Origin of the sequence: Duganella guangzhouensis (genome assembly GCF_009674535.1) — a bacterium.
In the GTDB taxonomy this organism is placed as follows: Bacteria; Pseudomonadota; Gammaproteobacteria; order Burkholderiales; family Burkholderiaceae_D; genus Rugamonas; species Rugamonas guangzhouensis.
The window spans coordinates 461,835-484,560 of the sequence record NZ_WKJK01000003.1 but is presented as its reverse complement, the minus strand read 5'-3'; the positions used below and the strand labels follow the sequence as shown (position 1 = coordinate 484,560).

The window sequence follows — 22,726 nt, the reverse complement described above, 5'->3', positions numbered from 1 at the left end:
ATGAGCCACGTCTATGATCCAGACCAGTTGTTTGATCGCACCATTGCGCACCTCAAGTTGCGCGGTGACCGCGAGCTCGGCCGCATCTTGCAGGTGACCGCGCCGCTGCTGCGCAAGATGCGGCAGCACCAGTTTCCAGTCAGCGGCGTGGTGCTGCTGCGTATCCATGAGGTGACGGGCATCAGTTTGCCGGAACTGCGGCAGTTGATGGGGGACCGGCGCCAGAAGTTTCGCCTGTCCTCGCATGGCCCCGATGTGCTGACGGTGCGACAGCGCGGCTAATCCTGGCTAATCGTGGCTTACACGGCGGTGGGAGCGGCCTCGATCGCCACCCGAACGTAATCTGCGTGGCCGAGGTTGACTTGATTGCCGCCGGGACCGTCCTGAAAACGGAAATACACCCCGTCTTCACTCTCCACCAGCCAGGCGTCGACTTCAATGCAGTCATACGGATTGTCGATGTTGACCACATCAATTTTCAAGCGCATGCCGGGCTGTAGCAGTTTGACCGCGCTCTTGGTCTTGAGGGTGGGCAGCGGGAAGAAATTAGCGCTGTCGCGATCGACGATAAACTGTTTTCCACTGGCGTCCAGATTAGCGGCCATGTCCTGCTCGGCGGCGTAACCTTGCTGCAGGCGGGCCAGATTGCCTAGCCGCTGCGTTTCCTTTGCGGTCAAGGGATGGCGGACATCCGTCGTCCGCCTTTTGGCCGGGACCGCCAACACGCGCAACATCACCTTGCGCGGCACTTTGTAATGCATCATGTAGGCCCAGGCGGCGGCAGCGCCATTGACCGTATCGATCAGGATGCCGGTGCGGACCTTGATCGCCAGTGCGACGTTTTCGCGATTCTGCATGGCAGCCCCTGGGCGGATGATTGAGATCAGACCACCTTATCAGGTTGACAGCCGGTGTCCACCGCGACCTGCCGATATTATGACAAGTAACAAAGCGGGCCGTGGTCGTCCGAGATGATCAATCCGCAAGACGCAGGCGCACACGGTGGTTCAGATTCAGCGCCCTGATGTCGGCGCCGAACGCTTCATCGAGCAGGCGTGCCTTGAGTCCGCTGGCTTCCGCGGCTTTCAAGGCGCGTTCGATGACGGGACGATAGCGGGCGGCCGATGGGCTCAGATAGAAACCGAAGTCGGCGCGATATTCGAGTAGCAGGTGCGGTTCCACCACCAGCTCGGGATGGGCGCGCGCCTCTTCCCGCACCTCAATCACGCCGCGCGGCAGATAGTCGACGTGGCGGTTTCCCGCCGCCACCATGGCGTAAATCGTGTTCCACGGCGCGTTGTGCTGGTACAGCGGCAAATCCGCCGCCATCCACACTTTGGTATCGCCCCAGCCGGCGCCGAATCCGGCGATGAGTCCGGTGCGTTTTAAATCGGCGATGGATCGGACCTGGTCGAAGGCCGGTGCGTCGGTGCGACGTATCAACAACACGCGCTGGCCGATCAAGCCATTGGTCAAGGCGTTACGCACCGGGACCAGTTGCGGATCGTTATCCTTGTCCGGCGATTGCATGCCGTAGAACAGATTGATGTCGCCCCGGCCCAGCATCCACCACATGCGGCGCGCGGGAATGTCCTTGACGAACTGGAGGTGGTAGGGCTGCTTAATCAGCTTCAACGATTCTTCGAGCAGGCGCACGAAGTAGTCGGCACGTGCGTCCGATACCACCGCGATACGCAGTTCAAGCGGCGCATCGCTGGACGCCGGCATCGCCGCCGACATAAACATAGTGCAAGCGACAAAACAAATACATCGCAGCTTGAAAATCATCTCCGCGACTCCGGCGAAAAGACAGGATTGTAGCCTAAGCAAGCCAGGAATTCTGATAGCCTGTCGGTTGACCCCCGATCCTGATTTTTTTAAAACCGAGAGACCATGATGACTATCGCCATTTCTTCCTCTGTGCGAGCGGCGTTTGCGCCGACCGGCAAGCTGCGTGCTTCGATTAATTTGGGGAATCCGATTCTGGCGCATGCCGGCGCGGATGGCCAGCCGGGCGGCGTCTCCGTCGACCTGGCGCGTGAATTGGCGCGCGTGCTGGGTATTGAACTGGAATTGGTGGTATTCGATACCGCCGGCAAGTCGGTGGAGGCGGTGGAGCAGGGCAAGGCCGATTTCGGCTTCTTCGCCATCGATCCGGTGCGCGGCCAGAACATCGCGTTCACCGCGCCGTATGTGCTGATCGAGGGCTATTACCTGGTCAGACAGGATGCGCCGCTAACCAGCAACGCGCAGGTCGACGTGGCGGGCAACCGCGTGGTGGTGGGCAAGGGCAGCGCCTACGATCTGTTCCTGACGCGCGAGCTGAAACAGGCCAGCATCCTGCGTTCGCCCAGCTCGCCCACGGTGGTCGAGGTGTTTCTTGAACAGGGCGCGGAAGTGGCGGCCGGCGTCAAGCAGCAGCTGGAGGCGGACGCGCAGCGGCTGGGTGGCCTGCGCCTGCTGGATCAACGCTTCATGGTGATTCAGCAGGCGATGGGCATCCACAAGGCGCGCGGCGAGCAGGCGGCCGAAGTGCTGCGCCAGTTCGTCGAACAGATGAAGGCCGGCGGCTTGGTGGCGCAGGCGCTGGAGCGCCACCAGATCAAGGGCGCATCGGTGGCGCCGGCCGCCTGATGTTCACCGCGCTCGCGCGAGGTGAGCGCTGTTACCCCAACGGGCCTTAAAAGTCGATGCTGGCCGACAGTGCGACGGTGCGTGGTTGCGCCGGATACAACCAGGCGCCGGAGCCGCTGGCCCAGTAGGTGCGCGCGAGCAGGTTGCTGACGCTGGCGCGCAGCGTCAGCGGGTGGCTCCAGGCCACAGTCGCGTAGCGCGCGCCGGCATCCCAGCGGGTCCAGCCGGGAATGCTGCGCTGGTTGTCCTGGTCGATCACCTGCGAGCTGGTGGCGGTCAGGCGCGCCGTCACGGTCAGCCCGGCCACGCCTGGCCAGTCATACTCGGTGCCCAGGTTGAGTTGGCGGCGCGAGACGTTGGGCGCCAAGTTGTCGTCGTACAGGCCGCCGTCTGTGTGAGTCAGGCGGGCGTCGGTGATCACTACGCCGCCCAGCGCGCGCAGGCCCGGCGCCGGCTCGCCGAAGAAGGTCAGTTCCAGGCCACGGTTGCGCTGCTCGCCGTCGACCTTGTAGGTCGAGCTGCCATCGCTGTTGGCGATGATCAGGCCGCTGGGACGGCTGATCTGGAACAGCGCGGCGGCGGCACTGAAGCGGCCGAAGTCGACCTTGGCGCCCAGCTCGTATTGCTTGCTCTCCTTGGGGGCGAACACCTGGCCGGCGTTGGTGGTGCCGATCGGCGCGGTGTCGCCCTGGCTCAAGCCTTCGATATAGTTACCGTACAGCGACAGATTGGGACGCAGCTTGAACAGCACCGCCAGCACCGGCGTGGTGGCGCCCTGGTCATAGGTGACGCTGGCGGCGCCGTTGCTGGAGTCGTAGGTCAGGTACTTGATGTTCTGGCGGCGCGCGCCGAGCGTGACGACAATTCGCTCGTCGGTCGATGAGATGGTGTCGGAAATGGCGTAGGAACCGAGTTCCAGCTGGTCGGTCTTGGCCGCGTCCGCGGCGAAGCCGGCCAGGGACGGCGCGCCGACGAAGGATGGATGGTAGATATTGGTATCGAAGCTCTGGATGCCGTAGTAGTCAACCGTGTAGCCGTGCTCACGCTTCAGGTAGGCGCTGGTCAGATTCAGCTGGTGCTTGAGGCCGGCCACGGTCACGCTGCCGCGTGCGCCGCCCTGGACACTGCGATAGTCGTTGAAGTCGGGCCAGTAGTACGCCGTGGCCTGAGCGTTGCCAGCGCTGTCGGTGACGTAGATGTCGGTCGACAGGTAGGTGAAGCGGTTGTTGCTATAGCCGGCCGCCCCATACACGGTCCACGCCGGCGCCAAGTCGTATTCCAGCTTGCCGAGCGCGTAATCGCTTTTGGTATGGGCATATTCCCAGTCCTGCGCGGTCTGGCGGCGGCCGTCCGGCGCGGCCGGAATGGCGATGCCGTCGGCAAAACCGAGCCCGCCCGCGCCCTGCGGCGCCTGGTTGTTCATGGTCTGGTGGCCGGCGTCCAGCGACGCCCGCAGACGCTCGCCGCGGTAATCGATGGCCACGGTGAAGGCGCGTAAATCGAGCTTCTGATGGTCGGTGCTGGTGTCGCCGTTGCGATAGACGCCGTTGACGCGCACGCCCCATTGCTGCCGCTCGCCGAAACGGCGGCTCAGATCCAGATGGCTGCCGAAGATACCGTCGCCAATATAGTTGGCCGTCAGCCGCGTCAGCGGCGTGTCGCCGGCGCGCTTCGGGACCAGGTTGATGGCGCCGCCGGAGGCGTCGTAGGGTGCCATGCCATTCAGCAGCGCGTTTGGTCCTTTCAGCACTTCCACCCGCTCGGCGGTTTCGACCGGCAGGGTGCGCGACGGCGCGATGCCGTACATGCCGTCGAACAGCACCGAGTTTTGCACATAGAAGCCCCGGATCATGAAGGAATCGCCGGCGCCGGCCGCGTTGGTCAGACCGTAGGACACGGTGCGCACCGCCGGATCGTTGGCCATGACGTCGGCCACGCTGACCGCCTGCTGGTTGGCGATCAGTTCGGCGGTGTAGCTGGTGACGCTGAACGGGGTGTCGAGCACCTCACGGTTGCCCAGCAATCCCAGTCGGCTGCCGTCGGCGACCTGGCCGCCGGCATAAACGGCCGGCAGCGCGTCGGGCTGCAGCGCGCTGGCTGCCACGCTGACCAGCGGCAGCGTGCTTTCGGCGGCGCGGACGATGATGATGGTGGCGCCTTGCTGCTGCGCTTCCAGACCGCTGCCGGCCAGCAACCGGGCCAGCGCCTGCTGCGGCGTCAGCGTGCCGGTGACGGCAGGCGCTGTCTTGCCGGCCACCAGCGCCGGGGGAAACGCGACCGGAATCCCGCTCACGCTGGAGAATTCGTTCAAGGCGTCGCCCAGCGGCTGGCCCGTACTCTGGGCGTGGACCCAGGCCGGCGTGGTCAGCGCCAGCGCGACGGCGAGCGACAGGGGAGCGAGCGGAAAGCGGGGAAGTGCGTGCGGCATAAAAGTGTGGTCCTGAAGGATAGTGGTTGAATGAAAATCGATCTCATTACTATCCAAGACGCACGACCGGCCAAAATGTGCACCCCGGCCAGCACATCAATTTTTGCGCACCACCTCGGTCATGCCGTCGTCACGCCGCAGCAGGCGCACCGGCAGGATGTGCGGCAGCGCTTGCGCGAATGCGGCCGGGTCCGAAGAGCGGAAGCTGCCTCCTACCCGTAACCGCGCTACTTCGGGGTCGCGCACCACCAGCGTCAGCGGGGCATAGCGTTCAAACTCGCGCAGCGCCTCGGCCAGCGGGATATTGGAAAAGCGGATCAGCCCCTTGCGCCAGGGCGCGACACTAGCCGGGCTGATGGCGCCGACCGGACCGAGGCCCGCAGCGGACACCTGGATCGTCTGGCCAGCCTGTAGCTGCGTGCTGGCGGCGTTGGCGGCCACGCCGACCCGGCCTTCCTCAACCTCGACCTCGGTTGCCGCGCTAACACCGTCGCCATCGCCATCGCAGGCGCGGCAGCGCACCGCGAAGCGGGTGCCGAGCACGGTCACGCGGGCCGGACCTGCCAGCACCGTGAACGGCCGCGCCGGGTCCCGCGCGACGCTGAACATGGCCTGGCCCTGTGCCAGCCGCACCAGGCGGCGGTCGCGGTACAGCGTGACCGTGACGCGGGTGTCGGTGTCCAGCGCCAACTGGCTGCCGTCCGGCAGGACGACGTCAAGACGCTGACCGCGTGGCGCGCTGTATGCCTGTTCGAACTGCGGTTGCCGCAGCCAATGCCAGCCGCCGACGCTGGCGGCTAGCAGCACCACGCAGCACAGCGCGAGCGCGGCCGGGCGGCGCGCGGTCGCGGCCAGCCAGCCGGCCACGGTGTCGAGGATGCGGCCGCCGCCTGCCCGCGCCGACGGCGCTGGGCGGCCTCGGCGCAGGTGGGCGGTGCGTTCCGGCGGCAGGCTGCGCAGCAGGCGCAGACTTTGGTCGAGGCGGGAATACGCTGCCTGATGCGCCGCCGCCGCCGCCAGCCACTGCTGGAAGCGCGCGGCGTCAACGGCGTCCAGCCCCTGTTCACACAGAGCGTGCCATTGCAGCGCGGCCAGATCGGCCGGTGCGCTGGCGCGCAGATAGTCAGCCGACTCGCGCATGGCCAACTGGTCGGGGGAGGCCGGCGCGGCGCGGCGGCTGAAGAGGGAGTGAGGTTTCATTCTTCGTAGGCGTCGCGGCAGGCGGCACAGGCAAGCTTGCCCCGGCCGATATATTGATTAACCATGCTCAGCGAGATGCCCATGTGTTGTGCGATTTCCTTGTTGGACAGATCGTCGAAGGCATACAGGCTGAACGCTTCGCGGCAGCGCGCCGGCAGTTGCTCGATCGCCTGCAGATAGGCTTCGGCCAGCTGTGTGCCGGCATACACGGCGTCCGGCTGCAGATGCGGCGGCTGCGCCGGCATGTCGGGTTCGGTCAGGGCGTCGATATCGTCGTGGCGCCGCAGTTCGGCGCGGCGGTCCATGTCGATCTTCAGATGGAGCGCCACCTTGCGCAGCAGCGCGCGCGGATCGAGGATGGGCCGCCCGGACTGCTCCATGGCCAGCACGCGCACATAACTCTCCTGCGCCAGATCGGCCGCGACGTCGGCATCCCTGACTTTGCGCAGACAAAAATTAAACAACTCTCGGTAATAATGGGTGATCACAATTCAGTCCCAGTCACAGGGCGAGCAAGCCCCGAGATGCGACGTTCGGGGAACCAAGCCATTCCCAGGCTTGCTACATTGACGCTGTGGCTGGCGCAGGCCGGAATCGGCGCTGGCGGGAAATTGACGTTGCTATTCTAGACAGTCTTTTGCCACCTAGCACATTCCGTTCTGGAATGCCACTGGACTTTGTTGTTTTTTTGAGTTATACTTGACGCAGATTTACAACAACCATCTTCAGTAGCACCTCATCGGGCCTTGCGCCCACACCGCGTGGCTGAAAGTCCTGTCGCCCAGCCTCTTTCAGCACGCATCTGACACTCCGGCACATTGGCACCACCTCCGCCGATCCACCCGTGTCTCGTCCCTTTTTCGTCGCTTGCGTGCGCCTTTGCGCCCTTGTATCGCCGACGGTCCAGGGTTACATCCATTCGTCTAAACCGAAGGAGAACCACAACGTGGCTAAACAAATCATCATCGACCATGTCTTCAAAGTATTCGGCGATCAGCCCGAAGCAGCGTTGGCCCTGGTCCGCCAAGGCGCCAGCAAGCAAGACATCCTGGCCCAAACCGAATGCACCATCGGCGTGTTTGACGCCACCTTCACGATTGAAGCAGGCGAAGTGTTCGTCATCATGGGCTTGTCCGGCTCCGGCAAATCGACCCTGGTGCGCATGCTGAATCGTCTGATCGAACCGACCGACGGCCGGATTCTGATCGACGGCAATGACATCAATACGCTGCCCGACGCGCAGCTGCGCGCCTTGCGCCGCAAGGACATCAGCATGGTGTTCCAGTCGTTCGCGCTGCTGCCGCAACTGACCGTGCTCGACAACACCGCCTTTGGCATGGAGCTGGCCGGCGTGCCGAAAGCTGAGCGCCACGCGCTGGCGCGGCAAGCGCTGGAGCAGGTGGGGCTTGCCGCGTATGCCGGCAGCTATCCCGATGAACTGTCGGGCGGCATGCAGCAGCGTGTCGGCCTGGCGCGCGCGCTGGCCTGCGATCCATCGATCCTGCTGATGGACGAGGCGTTCTCCGCGCTAGACCCGATCATGCGTACCGAAATGCAATCGGAAATCCTGCGCCTGCAGCAGATCAAGCGCCGCACCATCGTCTTCATCTCGCACGATCTGGATGAAGCCATGCGCATCGGCGACCGCGTCGCGATCATGAAGGATGGCCATGTGGTGCAAGTTGGCACGCCGGAAGAAATCCTGCGCAAGCCGGCCAACGATTACGTGCGCAACTTCGTGCGCGGTGTCGATGCGGCGGCCGTGTTCAAGGCCAGCGATATCGCCCGCAAGAGCCAGATCGTGGTGTCGGAATCGCCCACGCGCGGGGCGCGCGCGGCGCTGACCATGCTGGAAGAGCAGGACCGCAGCTATGCCTATGTGGTCGATCCCAAGCGTAAGTTCCTCGGCCTGGTCTCGGCCGATTCGCTGCGCGACGCGCTGGATGGTCACAGCGGTCCGCTCGGCCTGGCGCATGCCTTCCTGCCGGAAGTGCAGTCGATCAATGCCAACGATCCGGTGGCGGGCCTGTTCGGCCAGGTGGCGCAGCTGCCATACGCGGTGCCGGTGGTGGCCGATGACGGCAGCTTCCACGGCGCCATCAGCAGAACCACCTTGCTGAAATTCCTCGACCGCGACACGCCACCGATTGCCGAGCCACAGACTCAGAAAGGACAAGCATGAATCCGAACATCGTTACCGCCGCTCCCCAAACCAATCCATGGCTGCCGACGCCGCCCGGCGACACGGCCTGGCTTGACGCCGCCAAGCCGGCCGTCGCGCCGGTTCACAACGACGGTTTGCACCAGCTGACGCAACTGTTTGACGGCGCCTTGCCGCTGCAATCCTGGATCAATCAGGGGCTGGGCTGGGTGGTCGAACATTGCCGTCCATTTTTCCAGGCCGTGCGCGCGCCGATTGACGCCACCCTGAACGGCGTCGGCGACGTGCTGACGGCCGCGCCGTCAATGACAGTGATCGCTATCATCGGCCTGCTGGCCTGGCAGTTCACCAGCCGCGCGCTGGCGATCGGCACCGTGGTCGCGCTGCTGATCGTGGCGATGCTAGGCGTGTGGCCGGAAGCGATGACCACGCTGTCGCTGGTGCTGACCTCGTTGGCCTTCTGCCTGCTGATCGGCCTGCCGCTGGGCATCCTGCTGGCCAGCAGCGACCGCGCGCAGAACATCCTGCGTCCGCTGCTGGACGCGATGCAGACCACGCCGGCGTTTGTCTATCTGGTGCCGGTGGTGATGCTGTTCGGTATCGGCAACGCACCGGGCGTGATCGTGACCATCATCTTCGCGCTGCCGCCGCTGGTGCGCCTGACCAACCTCGGCATCCGCCAGGTGCGTCCAGACCTGATTGAAGCGGCGCGCGCCTATGGCGCCTCGCCGTGGCAGTTGCTGAGCCGGGTGCAACTGCCGCTGGCCATGCCGTCGATTATGGCCGGCATCAACCAGTCCCTGATGCTGTCGCTGTCGATGGTGGTGATCGCCTCGATGATCGCGGTGGGCGGCCTGGGCCAGATGGTGCTGCGTGGTATCGGCCGTCTCGATATGGGCCTGGCCACCGTTGGCGGTCTCGGCATCGTGCTGCTGGCCATCACGCTGGACCGCCTGACGCAATCGATGGGCCAGCCGCGTCGCGGCGTGCGTCACTGGTATCAGACCGGCCCGGTCGGCTGCGTGCTGCGTCTGCTGCGCGGCAAGCCGGCGTGCGCCGAAAGCGGCAAGCTCATCACCGCACAATAAGAAGAAAGGAACGCTATGCAACGGATTGAAAACTTTAAAGCCACCTATCAAACGCAACGCAAATGGAAATGGATTTCGGCGCTGGTATTGGCCGCGCTGGCCCTGACCACCAGTCTGGCCATGGCGCAGACGCTGCCCGGCAAGGGCATCCAAGTACAGGCGCTGCAAAGCTCGATCGCGGAAGAAACTTTCCAGACCATGCTGGTCGACCGCGCGCTGGAACAGCTGGGCTATGAGCCGCAGCCGATCCGCGAAGTCGAATATCCGACCGCGCACATCGCGGTCGCGAACGGCGACGCTACCTTCCTCGCGGTCCACTGGGACCCGATGCACAAGGACTATTACGAGCAGGCCGGCGGCGACGCCAAGCTGCTGCGCGTGGGCCAATACGCCGGCCCGGCCGCGCAGGGCTATCTGATCGACAAGGCCACGGCGGACAAGTACAACATCACCAATATCGAGCAATTGCGCGACCCCGGCCTGGCCAAGCTGTTCGACCATGACGGCGATGGCAAGGCCGACCTGACCGGCTGCAATCCGGGCTGGGGCTGCGAGACTATGATCGAAAATCATCTGGACGCCTACAAGCTGCGTGACACCGTCAAGCACGTGCAAGGCAGCTACGCCGCGCTGATGGCCGACACCATCGGCCGCTTCCAGCGCGGCGAATCGGTGCTGTATTACACCTGGACGCCATACTGGGTCAGCGGCGTGCTGGTGCCGGGCAAGGACGTGGTGTGGCTGCAGGTGCCATTTTCGTCCAACCCGGACCATGCCAATACCCGTCTGGAAGATGGCAGCGATTACGGCTTCCCGGTCAACACGCTGCGCATCGTCGTCAACCGCGCCTGGGCCGAAAAAAATCCAGCGGCCGTGAAGCTGTTTGAAGTGATGCAGCTGCCGATTGCCGACATCAACGCCCAGAACGAGCGCATGCGCAGCGGCGAGGCGACGCAGCAGGATATCGAGCGCCACGTGGAGGGCTGGATCAAATTCCACCAAGCGTTGTTCGATAGCTGGATCGCGCAGGCGCTGGCGGTACGATAGCCTTTAATGCTGCGTTAATTCTTGGTTGGTTAGCATGCGGAAGCTGCCCGGCAGCCCGCATGCAACTCCAATCCAAGACTGATCATGATCACCGCTCCAACCCGCAATCCAGATGAAGCATTCCTCGACCAGCTACGCAAACTGGGATTGCGTCCGACCAGCGCCCGTCTCGATATATTGCGCATCCTGACCGGCAGCCCGGGCGAAGCGCTGTCGGCCGAGCGGCTGTTTGTTCTGCTATCCGGCCAGGGGAGTGGCGCCAGCCTGGGGACAATTTACCGCGTGCTGAACGAATTGGAACTGCGCGGTATCGTCCACAAGGAATGGCGTAGTCAGAATGCCATGGCCAAGGCATGTTATCGGCTGGTGTCGTCGGCCGCGATGTCGGTTTGTCACTTCCTGTGTCCCAGTTGCGGCCATCGCCAGCCGGTCGACGATCCGGCGCTATTGGCTGCACTATCGCAATTGGCCTTGAAAAGCGGCTTTGGGCAGGGCATGGCCGACGCCAGCATCAGCTGCGTCTGCAATCAGTGCAGCGCGGACTGATGGCCTGAAATCCTGGTTCAGCCCGCTGGCGCGGTAAGATGGCGGCGGATGAACAAAGAAGGAGATGGCGGTGCGCCTGCTGCTGGTCGAAGACGACCCGATGATCGGGGAAAGTATAGAAGATGGCTTGCGCGGCGAGCGCTATGCCGTGGACTGGGTGCGTGACGGCCTGGCGGCCGATCTGGCGCTGACCACGGTGGGCTATGACTTGCTGCTGCTGGATCTGGGCCTGCCATCGAAACAGGGGATGGACGTGTTGCGCGCCTTGCGCGCGCGTGGCGACGATTTGCCGGTGCTGATCATCACCGCCCGTGACGCCACGCCGGACCGTGTCCAAGGCTTGGACAGCGGCGCCGACGACTATCTGGTCAAACCCTTCGATCTGGACGAGCTGCTGGCGCGCACCCGCGCCTTGCTGCGGCGCCGTGTCGCCCGCACCCAATCGGTGGTGGAACATGGTGGCGTCACGCTGGACCTGGCCAGCCACGAGGCGCGGCTGGATGGAACGCCGGTCAAACTGTCGGCGCGCGAATTCGCCGTGCTGCGCGCCTTGTTGGACAATCCCGGTTCGGTGGTCACCAAAAGCCAGCTGGAAGAGAAACTCTATGGCTGGAATTCCGAGGTGGAGAGCAACACGGTGGACGTGTATGTCCACCATCTGCGCAAGAAATTCGGGGCCGACTTCATCAAAAATGTTCGCGGCGTTGGATATAAAGTGAAGCCGCTGCCATGAAGACCATACGCCAGCAATTGCTGATCGGGCTGCTGTGTGCGACCGCCGCTTGTGTGGCCGTCGCCGGTGCCATGCTGTACCGGTCGCTGCTGAATGAAACCAATGAGCTGGCCGACCTGCAGCTGCGCCAGCTGGCAGCGGCGGCGGGAGACAAAGGCAAGCACGATCCCGAGGAGGCGTTCGTGCTGCAGGCGTGGGACGCCGACGGCCGGCTGGTGCAGGCAACTGTCGCGCCCGGGTTGGCCCAACTGGCGCGCTACGATCTGCAAGGCTATCTCGATAAGCAACTGAACGGCGCGGCCTGGCGGCTGTATGGCGTGCAGGACGCCGGCCGCTATGTGCAGGTGGCGCAGCCGCAGGCCGTGCGCGATCAATTGGCGATGCGCATGACGCTGCGCGCCGGCACGCCCTTGCTGGCGATCGCGCTGGTGTTTGCCGGCTTGATGCTGGCGGTGGTGGGCCGCGCGCTGCGGCCGCTGGATCGCCTGGCGCACGCTGTGGGCGGGCAGTCGGCGACGGCGTTGCAGCCGCTCGATCCCGCCAGCATGGCGCCGGATTTGCGTCCGGTGGTCGAGGCCTTGAATGGCCTGATGGGCCGGTTTGAACAGGCGCTGGCCGCGCAACGCACGTTTGTGGCCGACGCCGCGCATGAGCTGCGCTCGCCGCTGACCGCGCTGAAGCTACAGTTGCAACTGGCCGAACGCGCCGACAGCGAGGCGGCGCGCACCGAGGCGCTGGCCAAGCTGCATGAGCGGCTGGACCGTGGCAGTCATCTGGTGCAGCAGTTGCTGAGCCTGGCGCGCCACGAATCCGGCCTGACGCGGACGCAGCTGCGGCCGGTCGATGTCAACCAGCTGCTGAGCAATGTGGTGGCCGACCATTCCGCGCTGGCGGATAGCCGCGACATCGACCTCGGTGTCGAACCCGGTGGCGCGGTGGTGGTGCAAGCCGAGCAGGAGGGCTTGCGGGTGATGCTGAATAACCTGGTCGACAACGCGTTGCGCTACACCCAGCGTGGCGGCCAGGTCGACTTGCTGGCTGGCGTGGACAGCGGCAAACCCTTCATCCGCGTGCGCGACAACGGCCCCGGCGTCGCGCCGGAACATCGCGAACGCCTGTTCGATCGCTTCTTCCGGCCCGATGGCAACCAGGTCTGGGGCTGCGGCCTCGGCTTGTCGATAGTCCGCAACATCGCTGACCATCACCGCGCCGAGATACGGCTGGAGGATGGCGATAACGGCAAGGGACTCAGCGTCACCGTGGTATTTCCCTGAGTCCCGCCGTTCCGCTTAATCCGCCGCTGGAAGGCCCAACTGGCGTCGCAACTCAACCTTTGCGGCGGCCAGTTCCGACTGATACTTCGGATTGGTGACCATCACGGCATGCGTGGTGTAAGCCAGCAGCTTGGAGGCTGCGATATCGCTTGGATAATGCACCCCGCACACCAGGCGGCTCCGGGCATAGCCATCGGCGCGGGCCAGAATGGCGTCGCGCTGGTCGGGCACCATTTCAATCAACGTCAGCGCCGCCAGATAGCCGGCCGTGGCGTGGCCGCTGGGGTAGGAATCATCGATGGTTTTGGTTTTGCAGATCGGCGCCAGCGTTTTGTCCAGATTGTAGGGCCGCACGCGCTTGAACGCCTGTTTGGCGGGACCTGCATTGGCGCCTTCGTCGTTCTTGACCCGTTTGCCAAAGGCGGTGGTCAGCGGCAGTGCTTCGGGCGTGAACTTCTCGCCCAGCACGGTCTTGTAGATGTACAGCGATTCATCCGCCTCGTCGGCCTTGGCCTGTGCTTCCTCCGCGCTGGTGCGGCTGGACTGGATGCGGTGCAGTTCGGCCAGTTCGGCCCTGGTGATGGCGGAATCGGCGGACGGTGGCGCGGCCAGAATCAGCTGCGCGTGGGTTTGCGCCGGGCTCGCAAAAATCGGCTCGGCGGCGAAGGCGGGCGCCGCCAGCAGGGCGGCGATAGTCAATAGGGAGAGGGTTTTCATATTGGTGGTGGTCGTGAGTTAGAAGTCGATCGTCAGGGTGGCGGACAAGCTGCGCTCTGGCAGCACGGTCAGCAGATCGTTCGGCGACGGCGCGGCGCTGGAGCTGGTCTTGGTGCCGGCCGAGGCCACATCAACGATGCTGTGGCGGTTGAACAGGTTGTTGACACCAAATTGCAGCTTGGCTTGCTTGGTGAACGAAGTCGGATTTTTGATACGGTAGTTGACGAACAGATTGGCCAGCGTCACCGGATCGATGCTGAAGGCTTCATGGGTTGAGCCGTTGTCCGCATACACCTTGCCCACGCGCTTGAAGAACAGGCCGCTGCTCCAGCCGGCGTGCTGATAGTTCAGTGCCAGCGTTTCAGTATCTGGCGGCGCACCGGCGACCCATTTGCCGGTATCGTATTTGGTGCTGCCGAAGGTGGCGTTGCCGTACACGCTGAAGCCATTGCCCAGCATTACCGTGCCTTCCGCTTCCACACCCTGGCTGATTTCCTTACCGTTCAGGAAGTAGACCGCGTCACCGGTGGTTGGGTCGACCGACGACGAATACGGGCTGTCGAGGCGGATACGGTAGACGTCGGCCGACACATTCCATTTGTCGGACTGCCACACGGTGCCAACCTGGGTGGTGGTGGACTTGGTGGCTTTCGGCGTGGTGGCCACTTTGGCGTTGACCACGTCAAACACGCTGGTCGCGGGGATCTGGTCGCCACGGGCGATTTGCGCATACGCGGTCCAAGCCGGGGCGATCTGGTAGTGCAGGTCCAGCGACGGCAGGGTGTCGGTGTACTTGACCGAATTGTCGATGTACGGCGCGCCGCCGGTGATCACGCCGGTGGTCTTGTTGTAGACGCCGCCCAGCGTGCCCACCGCGCCGCCGTTGTCCTGCAGGTGGCGGAAGTCCTGCTTGTACGAAGCGTACTTGACGCCTGGCGTGATGCGCAGCGCCGGCGTGACCTGGAACTCGAATTCAACGTAGGGCTGAACCGTGGTGGTCTGGTAGGTTTCGCTGAAGTTGGGCGTGGCGAGGTCGACCCAGGTGCGTGGATCGCTTGGAATCTGGTAGCGGAAGCTTTTCGCGTAGTCGTACCAGAGGCCGGTGCGCAGCACGCCCAGCGAGGACTCCTGGCTGAGACGCAGCAGATTGCCCTTGGTCAGATAGGAATTCAGCTTGTCGACGGCGCTGCTGGTGCTGATGCTGCTGCCGTTGTAGTTCTGCTTGTTCCAGTAACGGTAGACGTAGGCCTTGTCTTCCAGCTTCCAGCCGCCGCCCAGATTGGTGCTCACGCCCAGGTAGCTGAAGGCGGTGGAAATGTCATAGAAGTTATAGCCCCAATAATTACCCTTGGTGGGATCGTCGCTCAGCAGCGCGTTGTAGTTGCCCTGATCGTAGTTGGCGCGCGTGACACCCTTGATGTTGGGCGTGTTGTTGGTCAGGTTCAGCCAGGACGAGAACAGGGTGATGGTGGTGTCGTCGTTCAGCTGGTAGCGGTATTTCAGCGAGGCGGCATCGCGCTTTTGCTTGTTGAACGTCTGATAGCCGTCCGATTGCATTTCGTGCACGTTGATCAGCAGATTGGAACTGCCGTTGGGACCGAACTGGCCGGTCTCATGTTCCAGGCCGACCAGTTTGGTATTCCAGGTGCCGTAGGAGCCGGTGAGGCTGGTGCGCTGCTGGTTTTCCAGTTCGCGCGACAGCAGGTTGATCGAGCCGCCGTAGGTGGCCTGGCCGATGGTGGCGGCGGAGCCGGGACTGCGGTCGATGACGGCGCCACCGGTGAACTGGCTGGGGAAGAATACCCAGGCGTGGTGGCTGACGCCATTGGTGTCGTTGAAGGGAATGCCATCGAACGCGATCACGCTATTGCCGTCGGCCAGGCCGCGCATGGTGGTCTTGTTATCACCCAGGCCAACACCGTTGGGGCTGTAGCTGAACATGCCCGGCGCCATTTGCAGTACCTGGCTGTAATCGGCCACCGGCGAGGTGTAGTCGCGCACGAACTGGTCGCTGACTTCGGAAACGGCCGAGCGCGCATCCAGCGAGCCCTTGGAAGGGGCGCTGGAGGATGCGGTGTTCAGCGAGCTACGGATCTCCACCACTGCCGTGGGGGCGGCGGCGGTAGCGGCGTCATCGGCCGCTGCGGCGCCGGCGCCATCGGCGGCCTGGGCGAACGTGGCCTGCAGCAGGCCGGTCAGCAGGGCCAGCGCGAAACGCGGTGGGAGAGTGGGGCGGAGATTCATACAATTCCTTTTGCTGGGGATGAAAAGCAGCCAAGGTTAGTAATGCTTTATGTCTGCTCCGTGACATGCTTGCATTGGAAAAGTATGGCGTTGTATTTGCATCTTCTTAATTCAGCGTTAATGTTTGCTGCGACATGCTGCGCGGTTCGGTCTGCGTTAATGAACGCTTAATGAAGCATTTCGTACACTGCGGTGTTTCAACTGGACGGGGTGCGCTGATGCGGCTGCTGTTGATCGAAGACGATCCGATGATCGGCGAGAGCATGGAAGAAGTGCTGCGGCGCGATAACTATGCGGTGGACTGGGTGCGCGATGGCGACAGCGGCATGCTGGCGCTGCGCCAGGATGTCTACGACCTGCTGTTGCTGGACCTCGGGCTGCCGAAGAAGCAGGGCATGCAGGTGCTGAAGCACTACCGCGCCCAAGGCGGCGCCGCGCCGGTCTTGATCGTGTCCGCGCGCGACGCCACCGCATCCCGCGTCGAGGGGCTGGATAGCGGCGCCGACGATTATCTGGTCAAGCCCTTCGATGTCGATGAACTGCTGGCGCGCATACGGGCCTTGCTCCGACGCGGCAAGGCGCCCAACCAGGCCGTGGTGCATTACCGTGGCCTGCAGGTCGACATGGCTTGCCACGTCGCCAGCTTCAATGGCCAGCCCTTGCATCTGCCGGCGCGCGAGTTCGCGGTGCTGCGCGCCTTGCTGGACTCGCCCGGCAGCGTGGTGCCCAAGATCCAGCTCGAAGAGCGCATCTACGGCTGGGGCGAAGAGATCGAAAGCAATACGATCGACGTCTATATCCATCACCTGCGCAAAAAACTGGGCACCGGCTTCATCCAGAATGTGCGCGGCGTCGGCTACAAACTGGCCGCCGCATGAAAACGATCCGCGCGCGCCTGCTGCTGGGGTTGATGAGCGGCGCGGTGGTCTGCACGCTGGCCGCCACCGCGTTGCTGTACAAGCTGGCGGACCACGAAGCCGATGAACAGTCCGACCAGCGACTGCGGTTGCTGGCCTGGTCGTTGCCATTGCAGGCCCAGAGCGGCTGGCGCCTGCCGCACGAGAGCGATCCGGACGACCGCTTTGAGGTGCAGGCATGGGCCGCCAGCGGTGTGCAGTTGCACCGTTCATCGATCGCACCGTCGTTGCCGCTGTCCCAGCCCAGCGGTTTTTCCACCGTGGGTTTCCGGGGCGAGCGCTGGCGTGTGTACAGCGAATCGGCATCCGGCTACCACGTGCAGGTATCGCAGCCGATCGCGGTGCGCCAGCGCATTGCCGCGCACATGGCGCTGCGCATCGCGCCGCCCTTGCTGCTGCTGTTGCCATCGATGGCGATGCTGATCTGGGTGGTGGTGGGGCGCGCCATGCAGCCGCTGGACCGGCTGACCCAGGCCGTCGGCGGCCGCACGCCGCAAGCCTTGCAGCCATTGGAAATGGATGGTTTGCCGCCCGAGCTTCATCAGATCGTGATTGCGCTGAACGGGCTGCTGAGCAAAGTGGAGGGCGCCATCAGTGCCCAGCGCAACTTTGTGGCCGACGCCGCGCATGAACTGCGCTCGCCGCTGACCGCGCTCAAGCTGCAATTGCAACTGACCGAGCGCGCCGACAGCGATCAGGCCAGGGGCAGCGGGTTCCGCAAGGTGCACGAGCGCCTGGACCGGGCCACCCATCTGGTGCAGCAGTTGATGACGCTGGCGCGCCAGGAGCAAAACGTGATGCCGCCGCCGCATGTTGCCTGCGACTTGCTGAAAATCGCGCGCCAGGTGGTGGCCGATCACACTTTGTATGCCGACAGCCGTCGGATCGACCTCGGCCTCAGCACCACGTTGGCGACGCTACCCGTGCGCGGCGCGCCGGACGGTCTGGCGATCATGCTGAGTAATCTGGTGGATAACGCCTTGCGCTACACCCAGCCAGGCGGGCAGGTCGACGTCGCCGTCGGCATGGAGGATGGCATGCCGTATCTGCAGGTGGCGGACAACGGTCCGGGCGTGCCGGAGCCGGATCGGGCGCGCTTGTTCGACCGTTTTTACCGTCCGGATGGCAACGAGGTCTGGGGCAGCGGGTTGGGCCTGTCCATCGTCAAAAGCGTGGCGGACGCGCACCAGGCCAGGCTGCGTCTCGGCGGCGGCCGCGATGGCCGGGGGCTCACAGTGACAGCGCAGTTCGCCAACGCCAGTTTAATCATGCGTTAATGATCGAAAGCATAGACTGGAACGCTGACTCCGCTTTGCCTTACTCCATGTCCGATCATCTGCGCGCCAGGGCGCCGCTCTACATTCTCATTGCTCTTTTCATTCTGGGTTCGCTGCTGGTATTGGATGTGCGTAGCCTGGTGGCGCCGGACGAAGGGCGCTACGCGGAAATGGCACGTGAAATGCTGCTCAGCGGCGACTGGGTTACCACCCGTCTCAACGGCATCAAGTATTTTGAAAAGCCACCGCTGCATGCCTGGATGAGCGCGTTGTCGTTCGCGCTGTTCGGCGTGGGCGAGTGGCAGGCACGGCTGTGGAATGCGGTCTGCGGCGCCGGCACCGTGCTGTTGATCGGCTACACCGGCGGCAAGGTGTTTGGCGGCAGGGCAGGCCTGTACGGCGCCATCGTGCTCGGCTCGATGGTGTTCTGGACCGCCGCATCGCAATTCAACACGCTCGATATCGGCGTTGCCGCCACCATGACGCTGGCCCTGTGCGCCTTGCTGCTGGCCCAGCGGGATGACGCCGGCGCGCGCGCGCGGCGCAACTGGATGCTGCTCTGCTGGGCGGCGATGGCCTTGTCGCTGCTGGCCAAGGGGCTGATCGGTCTGGTGCTGCCGGGCGCGGTACTGGTACTCTATTTCCTGTTCGCCGGCGACCGCGCCATCCTGCGTCGTCTGCATCCGCTAAGCGGTCTGGCCGTGCTGCTGCTGATCGCACTGCCGTGGTTTTTGCTGGTGGCGGCGCGCAATCCCGAGCAGCCGCACTTCTTCTTCATCCACGAACACTGGGACCGCTTCTTCCTGAAGACGCATCACAGGGAAGGACCGTGGTACTACTTCCTGGTGCTGCTGTTGCCCGCAACCTTGCCATGGCTGCCGCTGCTGCCCGTCAGTCTGGCGCAAGCCCGGCACAAGCTGCCCGGACAATTCCAGCCAGCATTGCTGCTGCTGATCTGGGTAGGGTTCATCCTGTTCTTCTTCAGCTATTCGAAATCCAAACTGCCGGGCTACATGCTGCCGGTGCTGCCGGCCATGGCCATGCTGATGGGAGCAACACTGGAACGCGCACCGAAGATGCTGCTGAATGCCGCCGCCGCGTTGCTGGCCTTGGCCGGTGCCGGGATACTGGCGGCTTGGCTGTGCGCCGGCATGCTGAACTTGTCGCCGTCCGACGCCACACTGCTGGCAACCGCGTGGCCGCTGCTGGTCGCCGCCGGCGTCGCCGCGTTGCTGTGCGCACTGGGCGGTTGGTATGCGGCGCGGCGCGGGCAGCGCTGTGCCATGGTGCTAGCGTTGGCACTCGGCGCCTGGCTGCTGACGCAGTTGGCGATGAGCGCATACGAACCGTTTGGCCGTCATCAGTCCGGCAAGGATCTGGCGCTGATGTTACGGCCGCAGTTGACCGCGCAGACGCCGGTGTATTCGGTCGGCACCTACGAGCAATCGATCACTTTCTATCTGGCGCACAGCGTGATTCCGGTGCGTTATACCGACGAACTCGAATTCGGCCTGCAACAGGAACCTGATCGCGGCATCGCCACCATGGACGCGTTTTACGCGCGCTGGATGCAAGGCGCGGCGCGCGGCGAGCAGCAATTCGCCCTGGTGCGCGCGGACCTGTACCAGGAGTTGTTGCTGCATCAGCTGCCAATGCGACAGCTTGCAAATAACGATCGAGTGGTAGTGATAGCCGGCCGCTAAATGTGGCTGTAGACTAGGTATGGCAAATCTTCGGGAGCCGACATGAAACGACTTACGATTGCTCTTCTCGCTGGCGCATGCATGCTCGCCGGCTGCGCGACTGAGTATCATCCATTGAACAGCGAGGGTGGCTATAGCGAGAAGCCGCTGGGGCCCGGCGTCTGGCAAGTTAAAATCGACTCTTCCCCCTATACGCATGCGCGGCTGGTGCAGGATTTCTCACTGCTGCGCAGCGCCGAGCTGACGCTGCAACAAGGCTATAGTAGCTTCGGATTGTCGGCCTCGGATAGCGCGGCGCTGGTGCTGAGCGGCCAGCCCGCTCAGGCGGTGCCGCCGGGGCCTGATCTGCTGGTGCGCATGTCGCACCAGCCGGCCGACAGCAAACGCGCCATCTACGACGCCCGCGTGGTGTGCGCGCAGCTGGGTTCATATTACGAAGTGACCTGCGCCCCGCGTTCTAATTGAGCGTGGCGGTGGCATTGCGCTGTCGCTGCAACTGCAGACGGACTTCCAGTCCGCCTTGCGGCAGATTGCGCAAGTTGAGTTGGCCGTGATGGGCGCGCGCCACGGTTTGCGCGATGTTCAAACCCAGTCCGTAACCGCCAGTGCTGGTGTTGCGCGACTGCTCCAGCCGGTAGAACGGCTCCATCACCTTGTCCAGCTGGTCTTCGGAAATGCCCGGACCACGGTCGGTGACGACGATGCATAAGGTCTCCGCGCTATCTTCCACCCGCACTGCGGCCTGTTCGCCGTAACGCACGGCGTTTTCCACGATGTTCTGCAGACAGCGCTTGAGGCTTTGCGCATAGCCCGGCAGCGGCGCCGCCTGGCCATGGACTTCAACCTGGGCGCCAATCTCACCAAAGTCCAGGCGCAAGCTGGTCAACAGACTATTGATGTCGACCAGCTGCAATTCTTCATGCACATCACTGTCCTGCACCAGTTGCAGGGTGGCGCCGATCAGCGCGTCCATTTCATCCAGATCCTTGCGAAAGCGCGCTTGCTGTTCCGCAGGCACGGCGATCTCGGTGCGCAGCCGCATGCGGGTGATCGGCGAGCGCAGGTCATGCGACACCGCCGCCAAAAAGCGCGTGCGCTCGGCGATGTTGTCGATCAGGCGGCGCTGCATGGCGTTGAATGCCAACGAAGCCGTGCGCACTTCCTGTGGTCCCGCCGTGTCCAGCGGCGGGCTGTGGATATTGTGACCCAGTTGTTCGGCCGCTGTGGCCAGGCGCTGCAATGGCTTCATCGCCAGCCGCACCGCCAGCCAGGCCAGCAGCACGATGACGGCGCCGCGTAGCACGTAGATGCGCAACAGATAATCGCCCATCGCCGCCAGCGGCGCCATGCTCATGCCGGCCTGGCCTTCGTGGAGTTCGGCCTGCAGCCAGCTGTGATCGGCCAGCGAGGCCTGGATCACAAAGCGGCCGCTGGGATAGGCTTCCAGCAGCATGGTGCGCAGGCTGCCGTTGTCGCCGTCGTCGATAGCGATGCTGGTCACTTGCAGGTCGGGCACCACGTTGTTCCGCTGGTGGAAGACTTGCTCGAACAAGCGGGCGGCGGCGGCCTGGTTGTGGTCCATCAGCGCTGGTTGCGCGTCCGGCGCGGCGATGGTTTGCAGTTGCAGGCCGGCGCCGGACAAGGCCCGCAGCAAGGCTGGGCGTGCGGCCGGCGTAGCGGCGTTGACGATGCTTAGCGTATCGGCCAATCGGGTGGCCGCCAGCCGGGTGGGGATTTCCAGCGCTTTGCCATAGCGCATATCGAACCAGACGGTGCCAGTCAGCGCCTGCGCCGCCAGCATGCCGCCGACCAGGATGATGGCCAGCCGTCCCGACAGCGATTGTGGCCACCAGCGCATCATGCCTCGGCGCGGACGTCGGCCGTCAGCATATAGCCCAGGTTGCGGATGGTCTTGATCAGCGCCGGGCTGCGCGGCTGGTCTTCCAGCTGCTGGCGCAGCCGGCTGATGCAGACGTCGATCGAACGGTCGAAGGGCTGGCTGTCCTTGCCGAAGGCGGTCTGGCACAGGAAGTCGCGGCTGAGCGTGCGGTGGGCGTGGTCCAGCAGCGCGCGCAGCACCAGATAGTCCGAGCTGCCCAGCGCGACCGTGAGGCCGGCCGGCGACAGCAGTTGGCGGCCATGGGTATCGAGCCGCCAGCCGTTGAAGTAAATGTGCTTGTGCTGATCCGCCTCGTGCTGCTCCGGGAAGCTGCGCGCGCGGCGCAGGATGACTTTGATGCGCGCCTGCAGTTCGCGTGGATCGAACGGCTTGGGCAGGTAATCATCGGCGCCGACCTCCAGTCCGATGATGCGGTCCAGCAGCGTGCCGCGCGCGGTCAGCATGATGACCGGCGTATTGCGTTTGGCGCGCAGCGCGCGGCACAGTTCGAGGCCGTCTTCGCCCGGCATCATCAGGTCCAGTATCACCAGGTCGACGCGCTCGCTGGCCAGCAACTGCCACATCGCCGCGCCGCTGTCGGCGCACAACGGATGGTAGCCGCAACTGCCCAGATAATCGGATAGCAGCTGGCGGATTTCGGCGTCGTCGTCAACGATAAGGATGCGGTCTGGGCGGGGTGGGGCTTGGTTCATGCTGGATCTGGTGGGCGCCTGAAAATGGAAATTTGTAATCGGATGTGATGAAAAAGCGCGCCAACACATTTCATTACATATTGCCTTTTTGCGCTCTTTTCAGCGGCGCTGGCCTGACGATATAGTGGTTGCAAATGAGAAGCATTATATTCTAAGGGAGTGAGA

Annotated in this window: 21 protein-coding genes; 12 read left to right on the top strand and 9 right to left on the bottom strand. The window is 63.9% G+C overall.

Translation table 11 applies throughout. From position 1 onward, the window contains the following. Positions 1-282 (top strand): hypothetical protein, encoded by a 282-nt coding sequence (locus GJ699_RS08100; protein ID WP_154374879.1) that lies wholly within the window; start codon positions 1-3, stop codon positions 280-282. Between the two features lie 17 nt (positions 283-299). On the opposite strand, the gene GJ699_RS08095 is transcribed toward GJ699_RS08100, so the two are convergent. Together GJ699_RS08095 and GJ699_RS08090 are read right to left on the bottom strand one after the other, a co-directional pair. After that, on the bottom strand, positions 300-857 hold the full coding sequence (locus GJ699_RS08095; RefSeq protein WP_154374877.1) for a hypothetical protein: 558 nt from the start codon (positions 855-857) through the stop codon (positions 300-302). A 118-nt stretch (positions 858-975) separates the two neighbouring features. Beyond that, entirely contained in the window at positions 976-1,740 is a 765-nt protein-coding gene (locus tag GJ699_RS08090) for a hypothetical protein (protein WP_229261993.1), read from the bottom strand. A 162-nt stretch (positions 1,741-1,902) separates the two neighbouring features. Between GJ699_RS08090 and GJ699_RS08085 the strand changes: the two genes are divergently transcribed. Next, a complete protein-coding gene (locus tag GJ699_RS08085; protein WP_371867502.1) occupies positions 1,903-2,634 on the top strand; it encodes an ABC transporter substrate-binding protein in 732 nt (243 codons plus the stop codon). Between the two features lie 46 nt (positions 2,635-2,680). On the opposite strand, the gene GJ699_RS08080 is transcribed toward GJ699_RS08085, so the two are convergent. The 3 genes from GJ699_RS08080 to GJ699_RS08070 form a co-directional block, all read right to left on the bottom strand. After that, positions 2,681-5,062, bottom strand: a complete 2,382-nt coding sequence (locus GJ699_RS08080) for a TonB-dependent receptor (protein WP_154374873.1) — start codon at positions 5,060-5,062, stop codon at positions 2,681-2,683. A 96-nt stretch (positions 5,063-5,158) separates the two neighbouring features. Then, positions 5,159-6,262: a FecR family protein gene (locus GJ699_RS08075; protein ID WP_154374871.1), complete on the bottom strand. Its 1,104-nt coding sequence runs from the start codon at positions 6,260-6,262 to the stop codon at positions 5,159-5,161. Continuing rightward, positions 6,259-6,750: an RNA polymerase sigma factor gene (locus tag GJ699_RS08070; RefSeq protein WP_371867493.1), complete on the bottom strand. Its 492-nt coding sequence runs from the start codon at positions 6,748-6,750 to the stop codon at positions 6,259-6,261. Before GJ699_RS08070 ends, GJ699_RS08075 begins: the two co-directional genes overlap by 4 nt. Before the next feature lie 458 nt (positions 6,751-7,208). Here GJ699_RS08070 and proV point away from each other — a divergent pair, with 458 nt between their 5' ends. The 6 genes from proV (at position 7,209) to GJ699_RS08040 (ending at position 13,111) form a co-directional block, all read left to right on the top strand. Then, positions 7,209-8,444 carry a glycine betaine/L-proline ABC transporter ATP-binding protein ProV gene (gene proV / locus GJ699_RS08065; protein WP_371867492.1) on the top strand — a complete coding sequence of 412 codons (1,236 nt, stop codon included), beginning with the start codon at positions 7,209-7,211 and terminating at the stop codon, positions 8,442-8,444. Beyond that, positions 8,441-9,511: a glycine betaine/L-proline ABC transporter permease ProW gene (gene proW / locus GJ699_RS08060; protein ID WP_154374865.1), complete on the top strand. Its 1,071-nt coding sequence runs from the start codon at positions 8,441-8,443 to the stop codon at positions 9,509-9,511. The genes proV and proW overlap by 4 nt, the downstream gene beginning before the upstream one ends. A 15-nt stretch (positions 9,512-9,526) precedes the next feature. Then, complete coding sequence (gene proX, locus GJ699_RS08055; protein WP_154374863.1) at positions 9,527-10,558, top strand: glycine betaine/L-proline ABC transporter substrate-binding protein ProX; 1,032 nt, start codon at positions 9,527-9,529, stop codon at positions 10,556-10,558. An 84-nt stretch (positions 10,559-10,642) separates the two neighbouring features. Continuing rightward, complete coding sequence (locus GJ699_RS08050) at positions 10,643-11,104, top strand: Fur family transcriptional regulator (RefSeq protein ID WP_154374861.1); 462 nt, start codon at positions 10,643-10,645, stop codon at positions 11,102-11,104. Positions 11,105-11,174: 70 nt separating this feature from the next. Beyond that, complete coding sequence (locus tag GJ699_RS08045; RefSeq protein WP_371867491.1) at positions 11,175-11,837, top strand: response regulator; 663 nt, start codon at positions 11,175-11,177, stop codon at positions 11,835-11,837. Continuing rightward, a complete protein-coding gene (locus tag GJ699_RS08040; protein WP_154374857.1) occupies positions 11,834-13,111 on the top strand; it encodes an ATP-binding protein in 1,278 nt (425 codons plus the stop codon). The genes GJ699_RS08045 and GJ699_RS08040 overlap by 4 nt, the downstream gene beginning before the upstream one ends. Before the next feature lie 15 nt (positions 13,112-13,126). Here GJ699_RS08040 and GJ699_RS08035 read toward each other — a convergent pair whose 3' ends face one another. After that, the gene (locus GJ699_RS08035) at positions 13,127-13,828 is read right to left on the bottom strand and encodes an acid phosphatase (protein ID WP_154374855.1); all 702 of its coding nucleotides are present in this window, start codon (positions 13,826-13,828) and stop codon (positions 13,127-13,129) included. An 18-nt stretch (positions 13,829-13,846) separates the two neighbouring features. After that, on the bottom strand, positions 13,847-16,072 hold the full coding sequence (locus tag GJ699_RS08030) for a TonB-dependent receptor (RefSeq protein ID WP_154374853.1): 2,226 nt from the start codon (positions 16,070-16,072) through the stop codon (positions 13,847-13,849). Positions 16,073-16,290: 218 nt separating this feature from the next. Between GJ699_RS08030 and GJ699_RS08025 the strand changes: the two genes are divergently transcribed. The 4 genes from GJ699_RS08025 to GJ699_RS08010 are packed head-to-tail and all read left to right on the top strand — an operon-like array spanning position 16,291 to position 20,434. Continuing rightward, the gene (locus tag GJ699_RS08025; protein WP_154375125.1) at positions 16,291-16,950 is read left to right on the top strand and encodes a response regulator transcription factor; all 660 of its coding nucleotides are present in this window, start codon (positions 16,291-16,293) and stop codon (positions 16,948-16,950) included. Continuing rightward, positions 16,947-18,266, top strand: a complete 1,320-nt coding sequence (locus GJ699_RS08020) for an ATP-binding protein (RefSeq protein ID WP_154374852.1) — start codon at positions 16,947-16,949, stop codon at positions 18,264-18,266. Before GJ699_RS08025 ends, GJ699_RS08020 begins: the two co-directional genes overlap by 4 nt. A 47-nt stretch (positions 18,267-18,313) precedes the next feature. After that, positions 18,314-19,969: a glycosyltransferase family 39 protein gene (locus GJ699_RS08015; RefSeq protein ID WP_154374850.1), complete on the top strand. Its 1,656-nt coding sequence runs from the start codon at positions 18,314-18,316 to the stop codon at positions 19,967-19,969. 42 nt (positions 19,970-20,011) lie between these two features. Then, a complete protein-coding gene (locus GJ699_RS08010; protein ID WP_154374848.1) occupies positions 20,012-20,434 on the top strand; it encodes a CC0125/CC1285 family lipoprotein in 423 nt (140 codons plus the stop codon). Here the strand turns inward: GJ699_RS08010 and GJ699_RS08005 are convergent. Further along, positions 20,427-21,830 (bottom strand): ATP-binding protein, encoded by a 1,404-nt coding sequence (locus GJ699_RS08005; protein ID WP_229261992.1) that lies wholly within the window; start codon positions 21,828-21,830, stop codon positions 20,427-20,429. The genes GJ699_RS08010 and GJ699_RS08005 overlap by 8 nt on opposite strands. Next, on the bottom strand, positions 21,827-22,561 hold the full coding sequence (locus tag GJ699_RS08000) for a response regulator (protein ID WP_154374846.1): 735 nt from the start codon (positions 22,559-22,561) through the stop codon (positions 21,827-21,829). Before GJ699_RS08000 ends, GJ699_RS08005 begins: the two co-directional genes overlap by 4 nt. Positions 22,562-22,726: the final 165 nt, after the last annotated feature.